This is a genomic window from Paludisphaera rhizosphaerae (genome assembly GCF_011065895.1).
Lineage (GTDB): Bacteria > Planctomycetota > Planctomycetia > Isosphaerales > Isosphaeraceae > Paludisphaera > Paludisphaera rhizosphaerae.
The window spans coordinates 105610-126788 of sequence record NZ_JAALCR010000015.1; the positions used below are offsets into that span (position 1 = coordinate 105610).

The 21179-nt window shown below is 64.5% G+C and carries 17 protein-coding genes; 10 read left to right on the forward strand and 7 right to left on the reverse strand.

The annotated features are described in order from the left end of the window. The first annotated feature begins 289 nt into the window (after positions 1–289). The 3 genes from G5C50_RS19840 (at position 290) to G5C50_RS19850 (ending at position 4098) form a co-directional block, all read left to right on the forward strand. Entirely contained in the window at positions 290–1168 is an 879-nt protein-coding gene (locus tag G5C50_RS19840; protein ID WP_165072162.1) for a hypothetical protein, read from the forward strand. Between the two features lie 286 nt (positions 1169–1454). Further along, positions 1455–3113 (forward strand): FAD-dependent oxidoreductase, encoded by a 1659-nt coding sequence (locus tag G5C50_RS19845; RefSeq protein ID WP_165072164.1) that lies wholly within the window; start codon positions 1455–1457, stop codon positions 3111–3113. Next, positions 3106–4098 (forward strand): alpha/beta hydrolase, encoded by a 993-nt coding sequence (locus G5C50_RS19850; RefSeq protein WP_165072165.1) that lies wholly within the window; start codon positions 3106–3108, stop codon positions 4096–4098. Before G5C50_RS19845 ends, G5C50_RS19850 begins: the two co-directional genes overlap by 8 nt. On the opposite strand, the gene G5C50_RS19855 is transcribed toward G5C50_RS19850, so the two are convergent. The 4 genes from G5C50_RS19855 to G5C50_RS19870 all read right to left on the reverse strand — a co-directional run bounded on the left by G5C50_RS19855 (position 4061) and on the right by G5C50_RS19870 (position 10259). Further along, positions 4061–6430: a tetratricopeptide repeat protein gene (locus G5C50_RS19855; RefSeq protein ID WP_165072167.1), complete on the reverse strand. Its 2370-nt coding sequence runs from the start codon at positions 6428–6430 to the stop codon at positions 4061–4063. The two genes, G5C50_RS19850 and G5C50_RS19855, sit on opposite strands and share 38 nt — an antisense overlap. Before the next feature lie 146 nt (positions 6431–6576). Beyond that, entirely contained in the window at positions 6577–7974 is a 1398-nt protein-coding gene (locus tag G5C50_RS19860; RefSeq protein WP_165072169.1) for an MFS transporter, read from the reverse strand. Positions 7975–8106: 132 nt separating this feature from the next. After that, the gene (locus G5C50_RS19865; protein ID WP_165072171.1) at positions 8107–9258 is read right to left on the reverse strand and encodes a glycosyltransferase; all 1152 of its coding nucleotides are present in this window, start codon (positions 9256–9258) and stop codon (positions 8107–8109) included. Next, positions 9255–10259 (reverse strand): DUF1573 domain-containing protein, encoded by a 1005-nt coding sequence (locus G5C50_RS19870; protein WP_165072172.1) that lies wholly within the window; start codon positions 10257–10259, stop codon positions 9255–9257. Before G5C50_RS19870 ends, G5C50_RS19865 begins: the two co-directional genes overlap by 4 nt. Positions 10260–11972: 1713 nt before the next feature. On the opposite strand from G5C50_RS19870, the gene G5C50_RS19875 reads away from it, so the two are divergent. The 7 genes from G5C50_RS19875 to G5C50_RS19905 all read left to right on the forward strand — a co-directional run bounded on the left by G5C50_RS19875 (position 11973) and on the right by G5C50_RS19905 (position 19321). Further along, the gene (locus G5C50_RS19875) at positions 11973–12989 is read left to right on the forward strand and encodes a hypothetical protein (RefSeq protein WP_165072174.1); all 1017 of its coding nucleotides are present in this window, start codon (positions 11973–11975) and stop codon (positions 12987–12989) included. Positions 12990–13671: 682 nt separating this feature from the next. Beyond that, on the forward strand, positions 13672–14145 hold the full coding sequence (locus G5C50_RS19880) for an STAS domain-containing protein (protein WP_165072176.1): 474 nt from the start codon (positions 13672–13674) through the stop codon (positions 14143–14145). A gap of 24 nt (positions 14146–14169) precedes the next feature. Further along, the gene (locus G5C50_RS19885) at positions 14170–14532 is read left to right on the forward strand and encodes an STAS domain-containing protein (RefSeq protein ID WP_165072178.1); all 363 of its coding nucleotides are present in this window, start codon (positions 14170–14172) and stop codon (positions 14530–14532) included. A gap of 134 nt (positions 14533–14666) precedes the next feature. Further along, a complete protein-coding gene (locus G5C50_RS19890) occupies positions 14667–15104 on the forward strand; it encodes a PilZ domain-containing protein (protein WP_165072180.1) in 438 nt (145 codons plus the stop codon). Between the two features lie 361 nt (positions 15105–15465). Continuing rightward, positions 15466–16725, forward strand: coding sequence for a hypothetical protein (locus G5C50_RS19895; protein ID WP_165072182.1), 1260 nt, complete (start codon positions 15466–15468; stop codon positions 16723–16725). Continuing rightward, positions 16722–18266, forward strand: a complete 1545-nt coding sequence (locus G5C50_RS19900; protein ID WP_165072184.1) for a hypothetical protein — start codon at positions 16722–16724, stop codon at positions 18264–18266. The genes G5C50_RS19895 and G5C50_RS19900 overlap by 4 nt, the downstream gene beginning before the upstream one ends. Positions 18267–18835: 569 nt before the next feature. After that, positions 18836–19321: a TraR/DksA family transcriptional regulator gene (locus tag G5C50_RS19905; protein ID WP_165072186.1), complete on the forward strand. Its 486-nt coding sequence runs from the start codon at positions 18836–18838 to the stop codon at positions 19319–19321. A 167-nt stretch (positions 19322–19488) separates the two neighbouring features. On the opposite strand, the gene G5C50_RS19910 is transcribed toward G5C50_RS19905, so the two are convergent. The 3 genes from G5C50_RS19910 to G5C50_RS19920 form a co-directional block, all read right to left on the reverse strand. After that, the gene (locus G5C50_RS19910) at positions 19489–19890 is read right to left on the reverse strand and encodes an RNA recognition motif domain-containing protein (RefSeq protein WP_220369762.1); all 402 of its coding nucleotides are present in this window, start codon (positions 19888–19890) and stop codon (positions 19489–19491) included. A 197-nt stretch (positions 19891–20087) separates the two neighbouring features. Beyond that, positions 20088–20720: a molybdenum cofactor guanylyltransferase gene (gene mobA / locus G5C50_RS19915; protein ID WP_165072190.1), complete on the reverse strand. Its 633-nt coding sequence runs from the start codon at positions 20718–20720 to the stop codon at positions 20088–20090. A 24-nt stretch (positions 20721–20744) separates the two neighbouring features. Continuing rightward, positions 20745–21179: a TIGR03067 domain-containing protein gene (locus G5C50_RS19920; protein ID WP_165072192.1), complete on the reverse strand. Its 435-nt coding sequence runs from the start codon at positions 21177–21179 to the stop codon at positions 20745–20747.

Consider the following 21179-nt stretch of genomic DNA (forward strand, 5'->3'; position numbering starts at 1 on the left):
GTACGGCCGACGGCCGTTCGCGACAGACTCCGTCGATTAAGCGATTCTATTGGACTCGGTCCTGCATTTTCGGGAGTGAAATCGAAGAGAATCCCTGGGTTTTTGGGGGTTCAGCCAGGATGTCGACGTCGAAACGGCGGCGTTGGTACTCCGATTGCAAAGTCCTAGTCCTCTCGTGGGTGGTCACGGAATTCGGTCTGCTGAACCGTGGCTCGATGCGACGACTGCCTGCTCCAGACGATCAGGATGCGACCCGAAACACATGGGTGAACGAGAACAGGAGATCAGCATGCGTCAGGGAATTCTCGCCGCTCTCACCGTGATCCTCGCGGCCTCCCTCGGAACGGTCCGCGCGGACGATAAGGATAAGGATTCAATCGGCCCAATCGACAATCTGGGCGATCTCCGCGACACGGCGAAGATGGCCTTCAAGATGGCCGACATGAACAATGACGGCCTGATTTCGCAGAAGGAAGCCATCGACGCCGGCAACGTCCTTGTCGGTGGTTTCTTCTTCCGGGCCGACGCCAACGGCGACGGCAAGGTCACCAAGGAGGAAGCCGACGCTGCTCGTGAGAATATGCTCAACCAGCGGCCCATTCTTCGGTTCGTCTTCCAGCGGGCCGAGCAGGAAACAGCCGCACAGGGGACGAAACCCCAGGTCGACCAGGCCCAGCAGAACATCATGAGCGCCGTCGACGCGAACCGCGACGGATCGATCGACGCCACCGAGTTGCGACAGGCCGTCCAGACCGGAGTCCAGAGCCTGTACTTGACCGCCGACCGCAACGGCGACGGCCAGCTCGACCCTTCGGAACTGAATTTCGCAGCCGTGGAGATGGGACGAGCCGGCCTTCAGGCCGCCTTCCAGTCGGCTGACCTCGATAAGAATGGTGCCGTGAGCCGCGACGAGTTCGACAAGGCGATCGTCAACCCAGCGAACGTCGTCTTCCGGGTGATGGACGCCAACAACGACGGCCAGCTCTCGCGTGAAGAGCTCCAGTCGGGGGCTCGCATCCTCATGAGCGAGCTGCGAAACCTGGAAGTTCCCGACCCGGCGAACACGCTCCCCAAGCAGGTCGAGCACGAGATTAACAACGTGCCCGCCTCGGCTCCCTCGGCCGTCCGCGTGGCCCCGACGCCGGCTGCCGCCGCGCAGCCCCGGTAAGCAAGGCCGCTGATTGCAGTCGAGAGACTCGCCCTAGGTGTTGAGCAGCGGGCCGGGATTCGTGAGACGTCGATGACGTATCGCGGGCCCGGCTCGCGGCGTTTCGAATACGAGCGTGATTACGTCGCGCGACTTCCCGAACCAGGCGATCGAGGACGACTCCGCGCCGGGCTGTGGAATTCGACTTCCACGAGGCGTAGCATTCCCCCAAGGTTTCCCTGGAATCGCGATGCCCGGAGTTGCTGGTTCAGGGAATGGTGGGCCCGGGACGCAAGGAGGAACAGCGATGAAGCTGGTTATCGTGGGTGGTGTCGCCGGTGGAGCGTCAGCGGCGACCAGGGCTCGACGCCTTTCCGAGTCGGCTCAGATCGTCATGTTCGAGCGCGGCCCGGATGTCTCGTTCGCAAATTGCGGCCTACCCTATTACGTCGGCGGTGAGATCCAGGATCGCGAGAAACTGCTCGTCACGAAGCCAGGCCTGCTCCGCCAGGGATACCGGATCGACGTGCGTACCCGCTCCGAGGTCGTTGCGATTGATCGCACGCAGAAGCTGGTTCGGGTGAGAAATCTTGCCGACGCCACCGAGTACAACGAGACTTACGACGCTCTGATCCTGGCTCCCGGGGCTGCACCCTGGAAGCCGCCGATCGAAGGCGTCGACGCACCGGGGGTCTTCACGCTGCGCAACCTGGAGGATGTGGATCGGATCAAAGCGGTCGTGGACGGAGGAGCCGGACATGCCGTGGTCGTGGGGGCTGGTTTCATCGGTGTTGAACTCGCCGAGAACTTCCTGCGCAAAGGGCTGCGCACGACGGTCGTTGAGCTTCAGGACCAGGTGGTCCCCGTGGTCGATCGCGAGATGACGACTCCCCTCGCCGAGGCCCTTCGCTCCCACGGCGCGACGCTCTTGCTTCAGGATTCTGTCGAGGCGATCCAGAAGACGCCCGATGGTCTGACGCTTCGATTGAAGTCGGGAGGTGCTCTGGAGGCGGACCTGGTTGTGCTGGGAGTTGGGGTGAGGCCTGAAAATGTGCTCGCCGTTCAGGCCGGTCTGGAGGTTGGCCCTCGCGGCGGGATCAAGGTGGACGCCTCGATGCGGACGAGCGATCCATCGATCTTCGCGGTCGGCGACGCCGTGGAAACCCGAGAGTTCCCCACTGGCAGGCCAACGCAGGTCCCGCTCGCCGGCCCCGCGAACCGTCAGGGGCGGATTGCGGCCGACAACGTCTTCGGCCGACGCAGCGAGTTCCGAGGAACGCAGGCGACTGCGATCGTCGGCTTCTTCGAGCATGTGCTCGCCGCAACCGGTCAGACCGAGAGATCGTTGAAACGCGACGGCGTACCGTACTACAAGGTGTACGTCCACGGGAACCACCACGCAGGCTATTACCCGAGGGCGAAACCGCTGTCGATCAAGCTCCTGGCCAGCCCGGAAACCGGCACGCTGCTGGGAGCGCAGGTTGTTGGGACTGAGGGCGTGGCCGATCGGGCGAATGTGCTGGCGACTGCTCTTCAGGCCAGGATGACGGTTCGGGATCTGGCGGAGGTCGAACTGGCCTACGCACCGCAGTTCGGCTCGGCGAAGGACCCGGTAAACATGGCCGGCTTCGTCGCGTCCAACGTGGCGGACGGCCTCGACAAGCAGGTCCACGTCGAGGATTGGGATACGGACCTATCCTCTCGCGCAGCCTTGATCGACGTACGGACGCCCAAGGAGTTCGCCGCGGGGGCGATCCCTGGCGCGGTGAATATTCCCATCGACGAGATCCGCGAGCGATTGAGCGAGATTCCTCGTAATCGGCCGATCGTGGTCCATTGTCAGGTCGGCATGCGCGGATACATGGCCGGATTGATCCTGCGGAACGCCGGGTTTGAGGCGTACAATCTCGGAGGCGGCTACAAGACCTACCGACTTCACCACCCCGCATCCACCGATCATGCTTGACCCTCTGCCGACCGGGCCGATTGACCCCCAGGCCCGGGCGTTTCTCGACCGCCTGGCCTCCGCCGGCCTGCCGACGACCGATCAGTTGACCGTTGCCCAGGCGCGAGCCCAGATGGAGGTCTCCACCCGGTTTCTGGGTCGTCCGCCGCGCGTCGCTTGCGTCGAGGATCGCCAGATTCCTGGGCCGGCGGGTGAGATCCCCGTCCGCATCGTGACGCCGATCGATGCGGGCTCGGAGCCGCTGCCGGTGGTCGTTTATTATCACGGCGGCGGTTGGGTTCTGGGTGACCTTGCTTCGCACGAGGGACTCTGCCGGGCCTTGTCGAACGCCTCGGGCGCGGTCGTCGTTTCGGTGGCCTATCGACTGGCTCCCGAGCATACGTTCCCCGCCGCGGCCGAGGACGCTCATGCCGCCTTCGCCTGGTTCGCCGAGCACGCGGGAGAGATCGGCGGCGATCCGTCGCGAGTCGCGGTCTGCGGCGACAGTGCCGGCGGCAATCTCGCTGCCGTCGTCGCGCTCATGGCACGTGACCAGGGCGGTCGTGCTCCCGCCCTCCAGGTCCTGGCCTACCCCGTCGTGGGTTTCGATCCGGAGAACGAGTCTTACCGGCTCTTCGCCGATGCACACCATCTCACACGTGGCGAGATGATCTGGTTCTGGGACCAGTACGCGCCGAATGTGAACGACCGCAACAACCCGTATCTCGCCCCGCTGGAAGCCGCCGACGTTTCCGGTCTGGCGCCGGCGTTGGTGATCTCGGCTGGGTATGACGTTCTTCGCGATGAGGCCGAAGCCTACGCGCGGCGTCTATCAGCGGCCGGGACGCCGACGACTCTTTCCCGATACCTGGGCATGATCCACGGCTTCCTTCGGCGTTACCCGTTCTTCGACGAGGGGAGACGGGGCATCGACGAGATCGCGACGGCCCTGCGTGCGGCGTTCGGTCTTACTGGGTCGAGCCGAGGCGTTGACGGAGTCGGATGAACTTCTCCCGGATCCGGCCGCCCCCCAGTTCGGGGTGCAGGATTGCCGTTCCCTCGATGAGTTGCTGAGCGTCTTTCCGTCGACCAAGCCGGTAATACGCCAGGGCCAGCCCGTATCGGGCGTCGAACCACGGCGGCGAGCCCGCGGCGAGTTTCTTGATCCGCAATCGTTCGACGTCGATCGCCAGCTCATTGGCCTCCAGCCGGAAGTAGGCGTCGGCCAGATCCTTGAGAAACCGATCGTCGACTCGATTCGTGGTCGGCGACCAGTTCTGAAGCGTCGTTTGTGCAGCCTGTGCATCGCCCTGGAAGAGCATGGCGCGAGCCAGGCGGAAGGTCAGCTCGTTCCGAAGATCGTCAGCCAGAGAGGGGTCCTGGAGGAGCGGTTGGATCAGCATCCGGGCCACCTGGCCGAACCTCCTCTGAGGCAGGTCGGTTTCCGAGGCCGCCGCGTTGAGGTCGATCTGGCGGACCGCGTCCAGGAGACCGGCGCGGTCGGATGGGTCGACCCAGTGCGGATGTTGCTGGGCCTCGCGCTCGGCCTCGACGTAGCGGCCCTGGGCCGCCATGGCGATCATTCGGGCCAGACGCGCTCGATAGCGCTGGGACGCTGTGAGATTCATCGTCAGGCAACGATCGGTCGCGTCGCGAGCTGTCGCCGGCTTCCCGACGATCGGTACAAGATTCAAGCGAGATTGCGCAATGAGAAGCTCAGCGCGGTCAGATTCGGGGCGGGGACGGGCGAGGTCGATGCTCTCCTCGATGAACGCCTCAGCTCGGGAGAAGGCTGAATCGAGCCCTTCCCGTTCCTCCGCGGCCACCCGATCTTCCAGTGCGTGCCGAGACGCCTCGCTCGCGGCCGTGCGCGCCTGGATCCAACGGGACGATCCGAGCGGCACGCTTTTCCAGAGCTCCAGTGCGCGGTCGGTGCGTCCTTTCGACTGTTCCAGAACGCCCAGAAGCCAACGGGCCTCGATCGCGGTGGGGTCGTCGGGGAACTCGCGGAGTTGCCGTTCCAACGCATGTTCATAGGAATCGGTGGAGCCGCCAGCCGCGGACGCCCGTGCTCGCGCAAGGGCTTGCAGCAGCCCCGCCCTGGCGCGCGCCGGCCCGGCCTCGCGGTCGGAGACGACTTTTTCCAGGACGGCGTCGGCGTTCGTGTATTTTCCAGCCTGGAAGAGGAAGCCGCCGGCGCGAAGTCGGGAGGAGGCGGCCTGATCGCGTCGACCGAGTGCATCGGCACGCGCGGCGGCTCGTTCGCTCATCTCGGCGGCCTTCACCGAGTCCCCCCTGATCTCGTGGCCTTCAGCGACGGCGTCCCACAGTTCAACCGGGGCCTCGTCAAACGTCGCTCCGGCGGCCAACTCAGAGAGGGCCAGCCGCAACTCGGCCGCGTGAGCGTTCCGGAGGGACTGAACCTGATTCAAGAGGTCGCCCACAAGTTCTCGACGCCTGGCCTGTGCCGCATCGCCGGAAGCGTCCTTCCATTCCGCCAGATCGATGCGCAGCCGCCAGAGGTCCTTTTCCGGGTCGCTGATCGTCATGGCGTCGGCCGCCTTTCGGGCTTCGGTGAAGCCTCGGCGGACGAGAAGGATTGGGATCAAGACGTCGAGAATCTCGGCGTCCGGCGGAGGGGTCGCAGCCTTGGCCGCCGCGGCGACTTGCACCGCCGCATCGTCGAGATTGCCCTCCTTCCGCAGCAATTCCGCCGTCAGCAAGGCGTGAAAGCCGGCCAAAGAGGGTTCGCCTGGCGGCTTTTTCAGGAGGTCGAGAGCCTCATCGCGGCGAAGACGGGCCGTCGGCGAATCGAGCGGCTCCAGAGCGGCCCGATCGGTCAGGGCCCAGGCCAGCCGGAACCGGATGTTGTCTGTGAGCCTCCCCGGATCGCCGCCGACGATCAGCCGAAGCCTCGCGATCGCATCATCGAGCGCGGCGGTTTCCTCGGCGACGGCCCGCGAGTCGGCCGGGAAGAGGGCGTGGTGATCGTGCCAGGCGCGAGCCGTGGCCCAGCGGTAGACGGCCGACTGGAGGCCGAGCTCACGCTTGCGGGGTAGCTCCGCGTTGTGCTTGCCGAATTCGTCGAGAAGGCCGACGGCGGCGTTCCACCGTGTCACCTTGTCGTCGAGCTTCGGCTCAGCCCTGGCGGAGCGATCGAGCGTCGCGGCGGTCTCCAGGGCCAGGTCGGTTCGGACGCCGAGGTCGATCGTCGGGTCGTCCAGCCGCTGCTGCATCGCGTTTAAATGTCGCCGGGTCTCGTCGAGTTCGGGCTCCTGCGCCCGAAGCGACGAGACCAGGCCGAGAATCACCGCGGTGAAGAGCATGGCTCGCCGCACGATAGACCGCCTCCCAGGCCGGGACGTATCGAATCCGTTCCTGCCTTCAGCTTACCGCATCACCGACTGCGCGAGCGACGCCTTCGAAATCGAAGCGGCGGGGAGGACCCCCGCCGCCTTGACCTCACGATGCAGCGAACCGTCGCTCAATGAACGGCCGCCGTCGATTCCGGCAACGCCTCGCCGTCCTCGCGGATCTCGCCGATCTGCTCCTCGCGGAACAGCAAGGCGAAAATCCCCATGCAGACGAGGGTCAGCAGGAACGGACCCATCCAGATGCCTTGCCAGTTGTGATCGGCGGCGGTCGCACCGGCGCCGGTCTTGAAGTGGTCGAGCGTGTAGCCCGCGATGGCGCTGCCGGCCACCGTGCCGAGCCCGTAGATCACGAAGATCAACAGCGACTGGGCGGACGCCTTGATGTCGCGGCTGGCCGACTTGTCCACGAACATCTGGGCGACGATGAAGAAGAACCCGAACGCGAAGCCGTGGAGCATGAGCGTGCTGATCATCAGCCACTTCGGCTGGCCGACCGCTGAGAGCCCGAAACGAGCCGCCCAGGCCGTCATGCCGATCAGCATCGTCTTCTTGAATCCGAGGTTGGCGACCGACCAGGGGATGAAGAGGACGACGACCGCCTCGGCGAACTGCGAGATCGTCATGAAAGCGCCGACCTGCTCGGCCTTCACCTGGATCGCCTCCAGGAAGAAGTTCTCGCAGGCGAAGTAGAACGCCAGCATGATTCCGATCAACGCCGCGACGACGATCAGAACGGCGAACGAACGAAACCTCATCAGCTCCAGCGACTCCAGCAAGGCCGACTTCTTGTCGATCGGGTCGGACTCCTTGGCCGGGGTCGGGGGAGTGTGCGGCAGCGTCAGGCAGTAAAGGCCGTACAGGAGGGAGAAGAAACCGGCCACCCGGAGGCAGTCCTTGAAGCTCGGCAGACCGACGAAGGGGATCGCGAAGAGCGATTCCAGAGCCGGGACGACGGACGCCCGCCACCAGCCCAGGAAGGACTCGAACGGACCGGCCAGGCCGATCAATTCGAAGATCGAGCGGTAGAAGCCGAGTTCCTTGTAGTCCATGTAGGCGGCGAAGAAGAGGCCCGCCGCAATCCAGCCCACGGTCCCCCAGACGCGGATCGAGGGGAAATACGACTGGTTGGCTTCGCCGAGGCTCCTAAATGAGAGCGAGTTCGTCAGGGCCATCGTCGGCATGTACAGATTGCAGTACGCCAGAAGCAGCAGGAAGATCGGCCAGAAGCTTTGAGCGTACGCCGCGGCGATCAATAAGAGGCCGCCGGTGAAATGCGCGAACGCCAGCACACGCTCGGTGGCGAAATAGCGGTCGGCGAGTTGCCCCATAATCAGCGGGCCGAGGATCGAGCCGAACCCATACACGCTGAAGATCCAGCCGATCTGACCACCGTCGAGCTTAAGGTCGTTCGGCCCGAGGTGCTGCGCCAGCATCGGGAGCCAGATGCCCCAGACGAAGTATTGCAGGAACATCATAATCGATAGGCGCACGCGCAAACCAAAGCTCATCGAGGTCCTCCTTCGGGCGTGGTCGTTCCCGCCGGCGGCGAGTCGTCGACGCGAATCTCGGAAACGACTCTAGCGACGTAGCCCGTTCGACGCCACCTCGTTCCGACGCATACCGATCTCTTGACGAACGCATCAGCCCATCGCGGCGACGACTCTGGCGGCCACCTTCGCGCAGGTGTTCGCCGCGGCGTGCTCGCGGCGCAAGGCGGCTCGGCCGTCGTCCGAGTCGGCCGCGAGGATCCGGCCGACCGCCGCGATGAACGCCTGGTCGGATTCGGCCACGTCGAACAGGTGGGGGTAAAGAAGGCATTCGGGCAAGGCCGTCGAGACCATCGGCCGCGTCGCTCCCATGCCGTCCATGATCTTCGTCGGCGAACACGCCAGATTGAACGGGTGGTCGACGAGGTAGGGGATCAGGTTGACATCGAACGACTGATAGTAGGCCGGCAGCTCGTCCTGCCGCCGCCATCCTATCACATGAACGTTCGGGAGTTCGATGACGCGTCGGCAGACTTCACGCCAGGGCTCGACTCCCGGACCCGGCGGCCGGCCGATGATCACGATCGACGCCTGAGGGAAGGTTGCGGCGAGTTCCTCAAGCAACGGCCAGTCGAGCCGATCCTCCAGCGAGCCGACGTAGCCTAGCAGCGGGCGAGGGAGTGCGGCGACGTCGGCCGGGGCCGGGCCTGGCCGGTGCAGGGGGCCGCTCGCCAGGAACGCGGCGGGCGTTCCGTGGGGGATGTGGTGGATCCGAGAGGCGGCGGAGGGAACCGCACGCCGAAACGCCTCGGCCTGAGCACGCGCCACGCAGACGGTCGCCGCCGACCGCTCAATCAGGTCGTGTTCCAGTCGTCGAAGCGGCTCCGCCCATCCCGGCCAGTAGAGGGCGTAGTCATCCATGTTGTAGTAAAGGGTCGCCTCGGGTCGGGCCAGGTCGACCAGATGACGGTAATGAGGGTACGTCACGACCAGCCCGCGACGGGCTTCCGGGCGGATGTTCCAGAATCGCTGGATCGCGCGTGAGATCGGCCGCATCCCCAACTGGGGGAACCGCTTCATCCAGCCGGGAGGGAGCAGAACGTCCTTCGCCCACAACTGCTCACCAATCTGACGCCTGCGACAGGACGCCGACCAGGGGCGAATCCCCTTGCGCCAACCGTTGCGGTAGTCCATGCAGCGAAGGGCAAGGGTCGAGATCGCCGGGTCGTTCAGCTCGCGGAACAGGTTTTCGGTCGTGAACCAGCTGACGTCGGCGACGGCCAGCGCGAGCGGCTGGGAACTCATTGGCTGACGGTCGCGAAGGCCTTGAGGACGGCCTCCGGCTCGTCGGGGATGTCGGTCTTGACCTTCATCAGCGAGTGGAATGCGCCGGGGGATTCGGGGGCCTTGAACGTCAGCTTGACCTGATGGACCGCCTGGGCTCCCTTGGTCTGGTCGTCGGACTGGAGGTCGTCCCTCGTGGTCGCCAGGCTCGTGATGGAAAAAGGTCGATCGGACCGGACCAGGACCGTCTTGGAGACGCTTTCCCCGGGCTTCACCTGGCCGAAGTTGATGATCGAGGGAGTGAGAGCCACGGCGCTCTGGATGTTGGCGACGACGGAGACCGGGATCCTCTCGTTTCTGCTGGTGATCAGAGTGATCCCGTCCTTGAAATACCCGGTGGGGGCGTTCGCCTTGAGGGTCGTCGTCAGCGAGTAGGCGGCATAGCCCTCGACCGTCCTGCCTGCATCCTGGAGCCTCGCCTCGATCCGGTCTGTTTCCGTTTCGATCGCCGTCACGGCCCAGTCGGGCTGCCCGCCGGCATACGTCAGCGTCAGTGTGGACGTGGGAGGGGTCCCCGAGCGGCGGACGATGCCGAAATCGACCTGACCGGGACTGACGGTGATGTCGCCCCGGATGTAACAGGCGGTGTTAAGGTCCACCTGGACGTACGAAGGGCTTTCAAAGATCAGGGTCAGGCCGGACGGCTTGTGCCCAAGAAACCGCGTCGTGTCGACGGTGACTTCAACGGTCGTCTGAGTGCCGGGAGGAATTGACTTCGCGCCGACCTTGACGTCGGTGCAGCCGCACTTGGTCCGCCACTCCAGGATCCGGATTTCTCGGTCCGTCCGATTGACGACGGGGAAAGCGTGGCGAAGTTGAGATCCTCGGGCGACCGTTCCGAAGTCGAACGAACGCTCGGGAAGGGCCGAGTCGAGCCAGTCGTAGCTCTGGGCGCGAACGGCGGGGACGGCCGCGGCGTACAGGACGGCCAGGCAGAACCGGTGGAATCTCATCGAACGCATCGCGGCGGCTCCGAGAAGGTTGCGACGCCTGGTTGTGAGGCTGGCCGGAAGGCTCGACTCCATTTCGAGTCGGCGGACCTCGTCGCGTCCGGGCTGACGCCTTGCATTGTACTCCGTTGGCGAGCCCGTGCGAGAGGAGGCGCGGCCCACGGGCGCTCCCATGATCGGTCATCGGCGGACGAGATCGGGGGCCAAAGTCCAATTCACCAACACCTTCAGGCCGCCGTTCGGTTGCAAGGGTTCTCCGGATTCCTTCGCCGAAGGCCTCGGCGGACCGCGACCAGGAGTCCCGGCCCTCCCGCGGCGTGCGGCGGGGACGCGGGTCGGCTCCGAAATGGCTCCGTTCGCACGAGACCGCGAGCAAGCCCGATCGATGGAATTCCCGTGTGAATAGTAGGTTGCGGAGCGACCGCCGGTTTTGCGCGGTGGGTTCGTTCGATCGTTTTCCACAATCGAACGTCACGTCCCACCGCCGGTTTCAATTGCATGGCGGCTCACGAAGGGGAAGGCCGCAATTCCCGACGCACGGTGCCGATCGGGCGCTGGTGACCTGGACGATGATCAGCACCGACGCGTCAGCTTCGGTCGGGTTCGCTCGCACGCCGCGCGAATAGGTCGATGTCGACGCAACATCTCCTGTCGAAACGTGTTGGAGTCGGTTCCTCGCCGCATGGCGGCGGGTTCGTTCGGCCGAATTCAGGCCAGACGCCCCGTCGTCGCCGCGGGTTTCGAGTTCGGAAGGCGAATTGTCAAAGAGGCGTCGTCCATCAAGTAGAGTGGGGGGTGGAAACTCGTCGTTGAAACGGGAATTCTTCCGGTTTTTACGAGTGAGGAGCTCTCGATCCGTTGCAGACGAGATATCCCGGATATCCCGACTTTCGACACCTCTCCTCAACCGGCACGCTCGGTCTGGGGCGTTGACATCACTTCAAGGACGAATTCCCGAGGCGACAGAATACCCCATCTTCGCCAAGAACCGTCGAGCAGCATTGATGCCCCCGTCCGCCGCCTCCTCTGTCCCCGTCCGCCGTCGGTCCGCTGTCACCGTCCCGCGAGGAGCAGTGATGTCCCGGTCCGTCCCACCTGTCCTCGTCCTTCCCGCCCGGACATCGTGGACGAACCTGATGCGGGGCGGGGTGAACGCATCCGAATTTGCCCAGACCGCCGGCGAATTTAAGAGCGACCCCTTTTGAGTCCCCCTTTTGAGTCCCCTTTAAGAGCGACCCCTTTTGAGTCCCCTTTTGAGTCCCTTTTGAGTCCCCTTTTGAGTCCCCCCTTTCCGGCGAATTTAAGAGCGACCCCTTTTGAGTCCCCCCCTTTTGAGTCCCCTAAGAGCGACCCCTTTTGAGTCCCCTAAGAGTGACCCCTTTTGAGTCCCCTAAGAGCGACCCCTTTTGAGTCCCCAAGAGTGACCCCTTTTGAGTCCCCTTTTGAGTCCTTTTGAGTCTCCCCTGGTGGAGCAAGTGAGCCATGACGGTTCGTCGTGAAACCTTGTGCGGGCTCGCCCGGGTATTGCTCTTGGGGTTGGCGGCGGCCGCCCTCGGCTCACCTTTTGGGGCTGAGGCCCAATCGGTCGACGGACTGGCGGCTGATTTCGAGTCTGCCCTGACTCGGTTGGGGCCCCCGCCGACCGTCCATCGGTCCATGATGAATCCCAACCCGACGCCGATGGTCGTCCTGGGCCTAGACCGCTACCGGTCGGAGGCCGAAGCGTTGGCCAAGCGGTACGGGCCCGCCTCCCTGAATTATTTGTCTGAGCAGATCGAGGCAGTGCCAAGCCGAGCTAGCAACATGTCTCGCCGAGAGTTGGCGTTCGCAGTCCTGGTCGCCATGGTCGATGATGAGGGGGCCGCGAGGGTCCTCGAACGTTGCCTCACCCGCCGTAACCTCGACGAACGCCTGGCTCTCGTCGCCGCCACTTACGCGCCGCCGAAGCTCGGCCGCCGGCTCGGCCTCGAGGCCATGGCGAGGATCGCGCCAAGGAATGCCGCCCTTGAGGATGCCACTGTCCTACTGCGTTTCTTCGGAGACGAAGAGGACCTCAAGAAGTTGGAATCGATGCTCGATGCGGATCGACCCGCAGCTTCCAAACTCAAGTCCAATCTCGTGGCGATGCGCCAGAGGCTCCGGCTTCCCGTCGCGGAGCGCCTCCCTTGGGTGGATGACGACCTGGCCGTCTGGCGTGCCGCCAATTACACGCGGGACCGATCCGCCTCCGGCCAACAAGGCATCTTGGTCAGCGAACTCGGGCTTGCCGCACGGGGGCGAATCCGGACCGGCTATCTGAGGGATCGCCTGACGGCTTCGTCCATCCACTCCGACGAACTCTTCCTGGTGCTTTTGACGGTCAAGCGTCAAGATGAGGCCTCATTGACGTCCGAACTGGCCGGGATCGTGTCAGAAGGGCGAGAGGGATGGCAAAACGCCGCCATTGCCTTAATGTCGATAGGCGATCCAGCCGGGTTGAAATCTCTCCGTACGTTCTTGTCCCAAGCGACGGGGGGGCCGCCGGCCTCGGACGCCGATGTCGCTCTACGAAACCTCCGGAGGCAACTCCTCGCCTTCCTCACGACCCAACGCATCTTTGATCCGGCGACCCCGGCTACGTTGGACTTTTGGACGAGCCTGAGCGAAGACCCATCTTACCCGCCCGCCGATCGCGCCGCGTTTTCACGCGTCAGGGATTTCGTGAAGGACATCCTCTCCAAGCATCCGAACGACGTTCGTTAATGTGGTGCAAATTGTCGACCGACGGTAAGAGTTGCGAGGCATCACGAGCCATGCACCAGCTTTCGACATATGCGGGTGGGAAAGCGGGTGGGAAAGGCGGGTGGGAAAGGGGTCGCAGGGTGGGAAAGGGGTCCAGGGTGGGAAAGGGGTGGGAAAGGGGGTGGGAAAGGGGTCGCTGCTAGATTTCGTGGCAACCCAGGTAGGATGGACCGTTTCGGCTCGCGCGACTCGATGCCTCGTCCTGGCCGTACACTTACGGTTCGGGGATCGACGCGCGGTAAATCGGGCCGGGTCGCCCCGGGGGATTGCTCCCCCCGAGCTCCCACTGCCTCTTTGGGTCCGCTGTGCGGGCCTTTTAACGTCTAGAATAATAGACCCGCTTCAATGCGTCCCCCGATCGGCCGGCTAGGCGTGGAGATCAGCGGGCGAGCGGCTCCGTGAGGAAGGGGCCTGTTGCTCGGTGACCAGGGTGAAGCAGGACGTTCCACGCGGCTCGTACGCCCGCCGGTCGTCCGGAATCGCACGACCTGGATTTTCGACTTGGACCCGCACAGCGGATCCCCTTTCTCGGACTCGGGCCTACACGCACAGGCCCGGGGGACTCGCGCCTGGTGGCGGGTTGGACCCGATGCTAAGATAAACCCCGAACCGATCCGAATGGTCCGCCCGGCCCAGGTGAACGATGCTGAAGCCTTCCGTCCAGGTCCACGACGTCGACGGGATCTTGCTGGCCGAATTCTGGGACTGCCTCCGGCTTGATCCGGCTCCCACGCTTGAACTGCGCGAACATTATGATCGACATCTCAAGGCGAATCGACGCCCGTTCGTGTTGATCGACCTGTCGGGTGTAGGGTTCGCAGGCTCGTCGGCGCTCGGGAATTTCGTGGCACTGCAACGAACCGCCAGGCAGAATGGTGGCCGAGTGGTCTTCTGCCAGGTCGATCCGACGGTCGCTGAGGTCTTTCGGGCCAGCAACCTTGACCGGTTGTTCGAGTTCGTCGCAGACCGAGAGGCCGGTCTCGCCGCCATCGCCCGAGGCGAGCCGACGACGGACGCCAAGGCGGCGGAAGTCGCCTCCGCCCCCACGACCCGGCCGGCCGGCTCCGATCCCCTCAGCCGCCTCCGCCGCAGGCGGTCGACACCCGAAACCGAATGATAAAATAAAGCAGGATCAGCAAACATGCCCCCAGCAGACCGGATCAGCATGTCGGAGGTCGACGGGGTCAAGGTCGTCCGCTTTCACGACCGCCAACTGTTCGACGAACGGACCGTTCGCGAAGTCGCCGACCAGATCGCCGCCAAACTCCCCAACGACGGCAAGCCGATCCGTCTGGTGCTTGACTTCAGTGAAGTCGGCCTCATCTCCAGCACCCTTCTGAGCAAGCTCATCCTGCTGCAACGCCGGGTCGACGGCTCGCACGGCAAACTCCGGCTCTGCGAGCTTTCTCCCGTCCTCCAGCAAGTCTTCCGCACCTCCAACCTCGACCGCCTCTTCGGAATCGACCGCGATCAGAGGTCGGCCATGGAAGTGCTCCGAGTCTGAGCGCGTTGCCAAATCCCTGCGCGCGTTGAATTCCGGCGACGCAGCCTGCACCCTCCGCTAAGCGGCCTAGCGTTGCGATAGAAGGCGACGTCATGTGTCGCCTGCGACGCTCCGGCGCGAATCGGGAGGTAGGCATGCGTGAACTGAAAAGGTCGACCGAGGAAGGGGTCTCGTCACGTCCTCGACGGACCGGGGGACCCCACATCTCTCTGGAACGCCGGCTCCATCCCCGGCTGCCTGCGGTCGACTACAGAATCTGGGTCGGCGGTTGGGCGTCGGCGCGCGACTTCGTCACGATCGCCGCGCGCGTCGTCAACCTGAGCCGGGGCGGCTCACTGATTCTGACGAACGTCCCCTTCGCCGTCGGCGACGACGTTTGGCTGCGGCTCGGAAGTCCCGCCTACGACGGCTGCGTCCGGGCGGAAGTTCTCGATGCGACCCCAACGAGCGAAGGCGATCACCTCGTTCGTCTCTGTTTTCACGAGCAATGTCCGGACGTCTTCTACGAGGTGGTGACCATCGGGCTCGCCTTTGGAGACGGTGAGCATGGAAAGGCTTCGCAGGGGGCCTGACGAGGTGGCGCAGGGTGACAGGACCGAGGACCTCCTCGAAGCCGTTTCGTTACCTGATCGCCCATCGGCGTGAGCCGGCGAGCAACTGTTTGGGGCTTCCTCGGTTTGTGGGCTGAGCATGGGAGACCCGCAACTTCTCCATCGATCACCGGTAACGCGATTCGCGGAATCGGGACCTCCTCACTCATAGGAGCCGCGGCCTCATCCCGAGGCCGCGGCTTCGTGCGCGCTGGGAACGTTGACCTGGCGGACGCCGGCCTCCATAATCACGAAGACGTCTGTCCGACGTTCGTCCTGATTTCGACGCCGTCGTTATGGCCGCCGTGCGGTCGAAGCGCGAGCGGGCGGGGAGAGGTGGGTCTTGGGGCTCTTCGGCCGCGCGAAGAACTTGATCAAGGGCCTTGCGGCTCCGAGCGAAGCCGCTGTTCAGTACTACAACGTCGTCTGTCCGTTGGGCCATCGTGTCCGGGGCCAACGGACGGCAGGCTATCAAGCGCTCAGGTGCCCGGCGTGCGGCGAGGGGGTCTTCGTCCTGCCGATCAGCCCGCTGCCGGACCCAGGCCCCAGGCTCGCATCCCCTTCGGGTCGGCGAAGCGTCGATCCCCTGGAATCGTCGCGGGTCGTCGAGGAAGGCCCGGTCGAGCTCCACGACCCTGGCGAAGCGACCATTGAGATCGCCGACGCCCCGAAACCGCGACAAGACGTGGAGATCCCCTGGGAAGAGGACGTCAAGCCTTCGCCCTCCCCGGCGGAGTCGACCCCAACGCGGCAACCGGAGCCTCGTCAGCCCGAGGCCCGACCCCGTGCGGAGCCCTCGCGTAAACCGAGCCGTCCCATTCCCGAACCAGCAATGATCGAGGTCCAGTCGCGCGGCCGCCGTCGCGAGGGCTGGCACCCACTCTGGATTTTCGGGGTCGTCGGTTTGCTCGTTCTGGCGACCGTGGCTCTTCGCGTTCGGCGGAACCTCCGACAGGAGTATCCCCAACTCGCCGAGTTGGGTCGCGTCGAAGGGATCCCCGCACTCCAGGCCGGCGAATTCGACCGCGCGTACCAACTCCTGGCTCCGGCCCGGCTCGCCGTCGATTCCCTCGGCGGCCAGGTCGAGGGCGCCGATCGGATCCGTCAGGCCGCCGATGAGGCTGAACTCTACGTCAACTTATCTCCGATCGGCCTGGAGGAAATGCTCAACGACGCCCATCTCAAAACGCCCGAGGCCTGGGCTCCTGTTTTCTCCCGGTACAAAGGGAGGGGCGTTCTGTTCGACGCCCACATCAGCTCGACTCCGGACGGGCCGAAGAACCGTTACGAGATCGACTATATTGTCCTTCCCACCGAGCAGGCCGCCAACTTTCGAGCCGGCGGCCTTCGCCCGGCGACCACGGCGAGGATCGACTTCAAGGGATTCGAGTTGTTCGACCTGGCCAAACCCAAAGTCGGCGACCACGTCGTCTTCGGGGCCCGCCTGGCCGGCTTTCAGTACGACGCATCAAAAGACGAGTGGATCGTTTCGTTGGAGCCCAAGAGCGGGCTGTTCGTCCAGTTTCACGAGGCTTTGGAATCGCTGGGATGGCCCGAAGCCGTCGGTGGCGGAGCCGCTCCTGAGATCGGAGGCCAACGATGAGACGCTTCAGCCTCGTCCTGACCATCTTTGTTCTGACCTCCGGCCTTCCCGCGGCCAGAGCCTGGCAGGAGTCGGCCACAGCCGTCGAGCCCGCCGACCTGGCGCGTCGCGAGGATCTGGTGGGCAAGCTCGTCAACGTGGACGACCGCGTCCGGTTCTTTCAGAACCACCCGCGCGTCGGCTTCGACGAGTTGTATCTCCGTCGCACGCCCGTGGTCTTCCGTCTCCCCCCACCGTTGCGTCCCGACTCGCAGCCGGGAAATCCGGCGGTCGTCGTACAGGGGCGATTGGTCAGAGAAGGTACGCAGCTTTTCGTCGATGTGACGTCGCTCAGCCTGCAACCGGCTGACCTCGAACGTCTCGACAAGAGCGTGGCCTCGCTCTCGGCACGCGATTACACTTCGCGCCTGAAGCTGGCGGAGTGGGCGGCGAGGCGAGCCCGGGATTTTGCCGACAACGCTCTGGCCGCGCGGGCGAAGGAGATCGAGGCGGAAGGCTATCGGATTGAATCCAACGCCAAACGCCTCGTCGACCCTCCTCAGGAATGGCTGTCGCTGGCGAAAGAAGGGCGGAAGAAGGGCGTCGCCGAGCCCGATCCATCGGCCCTCGCTCATCGAGCGTTTCGCGCCATGCTGGCGGCTGCGAAGAGTCCGCCCGACCTGGACTCGCTCAAGGAGGAGGTCGAACGGTTTTTCCCGTCGTCCGCGACCCCTCCCGCCGGCGGCGAAACGGGCCTTGGCGCCTGGGGGGAGCAGTACGAGCAGGACCCGGCCACGGCCTACCGTTCCGCCCCCGCGGGGGTCCGATCGGCCCTCGACCGCCGACTTTGGGCCGACATCGTACAGAAGGTGCTGGAGTCGCGGGTCGCCATGGATCTCCAGGGCGCGCTCAAGGCTGTGGACGATGCCGAGAAGTTGGTGCCCGAGAGGCCGTTGCTGGCGGCGAAGCTGGTCGATCAGGCCCAGACGCGGGCCCGAGAGACTCTGGCCTCGCTGAGTTTGGCCGAAGCTCGCAGCGTCGCGTCTCTCCTGCAGAAGCAGGCCAAAGACCAAGGACCGGCGCTCGAATTCTACCGCGATTGGCTCAAGGTCCGCCGAGATCGACTCAGTCCCACCGACGCGGAAGGGCCCGTTGCACTCGCATCGCTCTATGAGTCGCTGCTGAACGACGCCGACTCCGCCCGACGGCTCCTCGATCGGGCCTGGAAGATCGCGCCGGGATCGGGACCGGTCACCGAGGCGTACAAGCTCCGGGGCTATCGTCGAGTCGGAGACGGGTGGGAGAAAGATTCCCCGGCCGTCGCCGAGGTCGCCGCGGCGCCGACCGGAACGCCCGACGCCAGCCTGCAAGGCAAAACCCCCGCGGAAGTCAAGGCCATCGTGGGCGGGGAACCGACGAATCAGGTCGTCGTCGCCACCAAGGGACGGATTACTCTCCAGTGGATCTTCCAGGAGACCCGGCAGACGCGTTACGTCAATTTCGAGCGTCGTCCAGGGAGTCAGACTCCGCGCGTGGTGTCTGATTTCTTTCTGGCTCGGTAGGAAATGGTGCCCGTTCCGTCGGGAGAAACCCTCCATTCTCGATGAATAAATCGTTGAGCAGGCGATTTTTTTGTTGATTTTCGGGGATCTGGCTCCAAAATAGCGACGCTTTCCCGCCTCCTCATCCTTCCGCCTCTGATCGTCGAGCATCCCCCCACGATCGAAGGGGTCGGCCCATCCGGGAATGAAACGCCGCAGGCGATTCAAGATGGCCGCAGGCGCGGACCGAGAAGGTTGGAACAAAATCCTAGAAAATTCGTCAAACCTTTCGAGGATCGCGGCGTAGAACTCCCAACATCGGTTTGGTCGAGTCTTCGATCCCTCCCCCTTGCCGGCGGCGCACTATGTGCTAGTAGTCGATCGCTGGGAGGCTGAGGATGGGTCGGAACGACTGAACCCGTGGGGAATCCCCCGTTCCGAACGACCGGGGCCGCGTGAATGAGCTATCCTTGGGTCGACATCCAATTCGAACCGTATCATACGTTCGCTGATACTCGTCGGTGATGCGGAGTCCGAACCGCGGCAGCCGAGTCTCGGTGAGATCGAAGAAATACACCAGGAGGTGTAAGATGGCCCGTAAAGACGCTCTGCTTCGCTTGACCTCTCGGTTGGTCGCACGACGGGACGCTCTCCGCAAGGCCCTCTCCGGGGACCTCGACGGTTTTCGTAAATTCTCCGAGACGGGCGGCGTGGGCGATAACGTCGACGCGGCGGTCGACTCGGCCAACGACGAGATCAGCTCCCGGCTAGTAGAAATCGAGAGTCGCGAACTAGGCCAGATCGAGCACGCCCTGCAGCGGATCGCCGCCGGGGTCTACGGTCGTTGCGAGTTCTGCGGCGGTAAGATTTCCGAGCCTCGTCTGAACGCTCTTCCCTATACGAACAGCTGCATTGATTGCCAGCGCGAGAACGAGCGGCTAGGGCAGGGGGGCCGCGGGCTGGAGACCGATTCCCACCGGTGGGCCAAGGTCTTCTCCAAGCCGGCCGATGACGAAGCCGAAGCCCCGATCAATCTCAGCGACTTCGAGATGGACTTCAGCGACTCCGCCCGCTGAGACGGCGACCACGGCGCGGGCCGTTTGAAGAGCGATTGATGGAAACGACGCAGGCCGCCGAGAGATTGGTATCTCTCGGCGGCCTGCTTTGCTTTTGGCTCAGGGGAGTCGCGAGGTCGACCCTGGATCAAACGCGATAATTCGAGCGAGCGCTGAACGGAGGGCGATCAATAGCGGTCGCGACCGCCACGGCCGCCGCCGTAGCCGCCGCCACCGTAGCCGCCGCCGCCGCCACCGTAGCCGCCGCCGCCGCCACGGGAGCCGCCGCCGCCGTAGCCGCCGCCGCCACCGTAGCCGCCGCCGCCGCCACCGGGTCGGGGCTCACGAGGACGAGCCTCGTTCACCGTGAGACGCCGGCCGCCGTTCTCCTGGTCGTGCAGTGCCCGGATCGCATCCTGAGCTTCGGCGTCCGTGTCCATCTCGACGAAGCCGAATCCCTTGCTGCGACCGGTCTCGCGGTCCGTGATCACCTGGGCGCTCTGGACCGTCCCGAACTGGGAGAACATCTGCTCCAGCTCAGCACTGGTGACCCCGTAGGCGAGGTTCCCGACGTACAATTTCTTGCCCAACTTGCAATCTCCTGAGCCTGGTCGTAAAGCGGCCCGCATTTGACTTTCTGGGCCGAGGCGAAAGGGGCCGGATGGAGGCCCGGGGCGGCGGGGCAGGGGAGTCGGCGATAAGGTCCTACGAGGATCGACGTCGCGAAAACTTCCAGTTCCCAACCATCCCTGATTATACAGTCGCCTTGTGACGCCTCCCAACAAAATCATTCGCGTTTTGAGGGATTCGCGAGACCGGTTTCCAACCGTTGACAGGCCTGATGGTACTCCCCCGGCGTATTGAGGTTCAGAATCGTCGAGAGCGTTGGGTCTACGTGTCGCAACTCGTGTTCAGGGATAAGTTTGCATCGCACCGCGGAGAGAACCGCCGAGAGCCGTCGGGTGCCTGCGGCGAGCAATTCCTCGGCCGCCGCCCTCACGGGAGAGCAGCGGTAGAGCGCCGCGATGGGGCTGGGACGGCCGTCGACGATCCCGGCGACCGCTTCTTGATCGCCGATCCTCGATGCCAGCAACTCCAGCCACGCTGGCGAAAAGAAAGGTGCGTCGACAGCGCTAAGGTAAGCCAGTTCCGTCCTCTTTGGGACGGCCCGGAGCCCCGTGACGAATCCGTGAAGCGGTCCCCACCCGGCCTCGGTGTCTCGCGAGATGACGACATCGGCCGGGAGGTTCGGCACGATCTGATCGGGAGCGGCCGAGATGATGACCGGCGATGTTACGGGCGAGAGCAGTCGCACCGCGCGTTGCAGAAGTGATTCGCTCCCCATCGGAAGGTCGGCCTTCGACCTCCCCATGCGTCGACTCTGGCCGCCGGCGAGGATGATCGCCGCGATCTCGGGCATGCTTGGAAACCCCGCGAATCGGACTTACGGCCTGTTCGAATCGGCGACTCGGGGAGGCTCGGATCGACGAAAGGCGACGACGTCGGCCAGGGGGCCGTCCCCAGGCGCAAAGTCGACAGGGCGCGCCCCGTTGAAGCCCCCGTTGCAGAGGATGAGAGCTTCACCTTCCAGCTTATAGACCCCCTGAATCTCGGGGATCGCCTGAAAGTCGCCAGCCGAGAAGCCCACCCAGTCCACTCGCTTCGGCGATGTGGACTCGTCGATTCTAATTTCCCCTCGCGCCTTGATCTTCAAGCCCTGAGGCGTGTGGATGACGACGTGCGCCTGTTTCCCCGTGAACTCAAGGGTCACGCGCAACTCGCGTGAAGCGCCCGCCTGAGTCTCCCACTTCCCCTGGAGCTTTGCTAGATCCCCGGAGACCAGGCCGTCCTCGCCGGCCTCGGCCCATGCTGCCGTCAC

Bases quoted from the DNA above. Each gene is read 5' to 3' on its own strand.
- mobA (WP_165072190.1), bottom strand. From the start codon at position 20,720: ATGCCCGAGATCGCGGCGATCATCCTCGCCGGCGGCCAGAGTCGACGC.
- G5C50_RS19865 (WP_165072171.1), bottom strand. From the start codon at position 9,258: ATGAGTTCCCAGCCGCTCGCGCTGGCCGTCGCCGACGTCAGCTGGTTC.
- G5C50_RS19860 (WP_165072169.1), bottom strand. From the start codon at position 7,974: ATGAGCTTTGGTTTGCGCGTGCGCCTATCGATTATGATGTTCCTGCAA.
- G5C50_RS19880 (WP_165072176.1), top strand. From the start codon at position 13,672: ATGCTGAAGCCTTCCGTCCAGGTCCACGACGTCGACGGGATCTTGCTG.
- G5C50_RS19890 (WP_165072180.1), top strand. From the start codon at position 14,667: ATGCGTGAACTGAAAAGGTCGACCGAGGAAGGGGTCTCGTCACGTCCT.
- G5C50_RS19870 (WP_165072172.1), bottom strand. From the start codon at position 10,259: ATGCGTTCGATGAGATTCCACCGGTTCTGCCTGGCCGTCCTGTACGCC.
- G5C50_RS19900 (WP_165072184.1), top strand. From the start codon at position 16,722: ATGAGACGCTTCAGCCTCGTCCTGACCATCTTTGTTCTGACCTCCGGC.
- G5C50_RS19885 (WP_165072178.1), top strand. From the start codon at position 14,170: ATGCCCCCAGCAGACCGGATCAGCATGTCGGAGGTCGACGGGGTCAAG.
- G5C50_RS19840 (WP_165072162.1), top strand. From the start codon at position 290: ATGCGTCAGGGAATTCTCGCCGCTCTCACCGTGATCCTCGCGGCCTCC.
- G5C50_RS19850 (WP_165072165.1), top strand. From the start codon at position 3,106: ATGCTTGACCCTCTGCCGACCGGGCCGATTGACCCCCAGGCCCGGGCG.
- G5C50_RS19845 (WP_165072164.1), top strand. From the start codon at position 1,455: ATGAAGCTGGTTATCGTGGGTGGTGTCGCCGGTGGAGCGTCAGCGGCG.
- G5C50_RS19905 (WP_165072186.1), top strand. From the start codon at position 18,836: ATGGCCCGTAAAGACGCTCTGCTTCGCTTGACCTCTCGGTTGGTCGCA.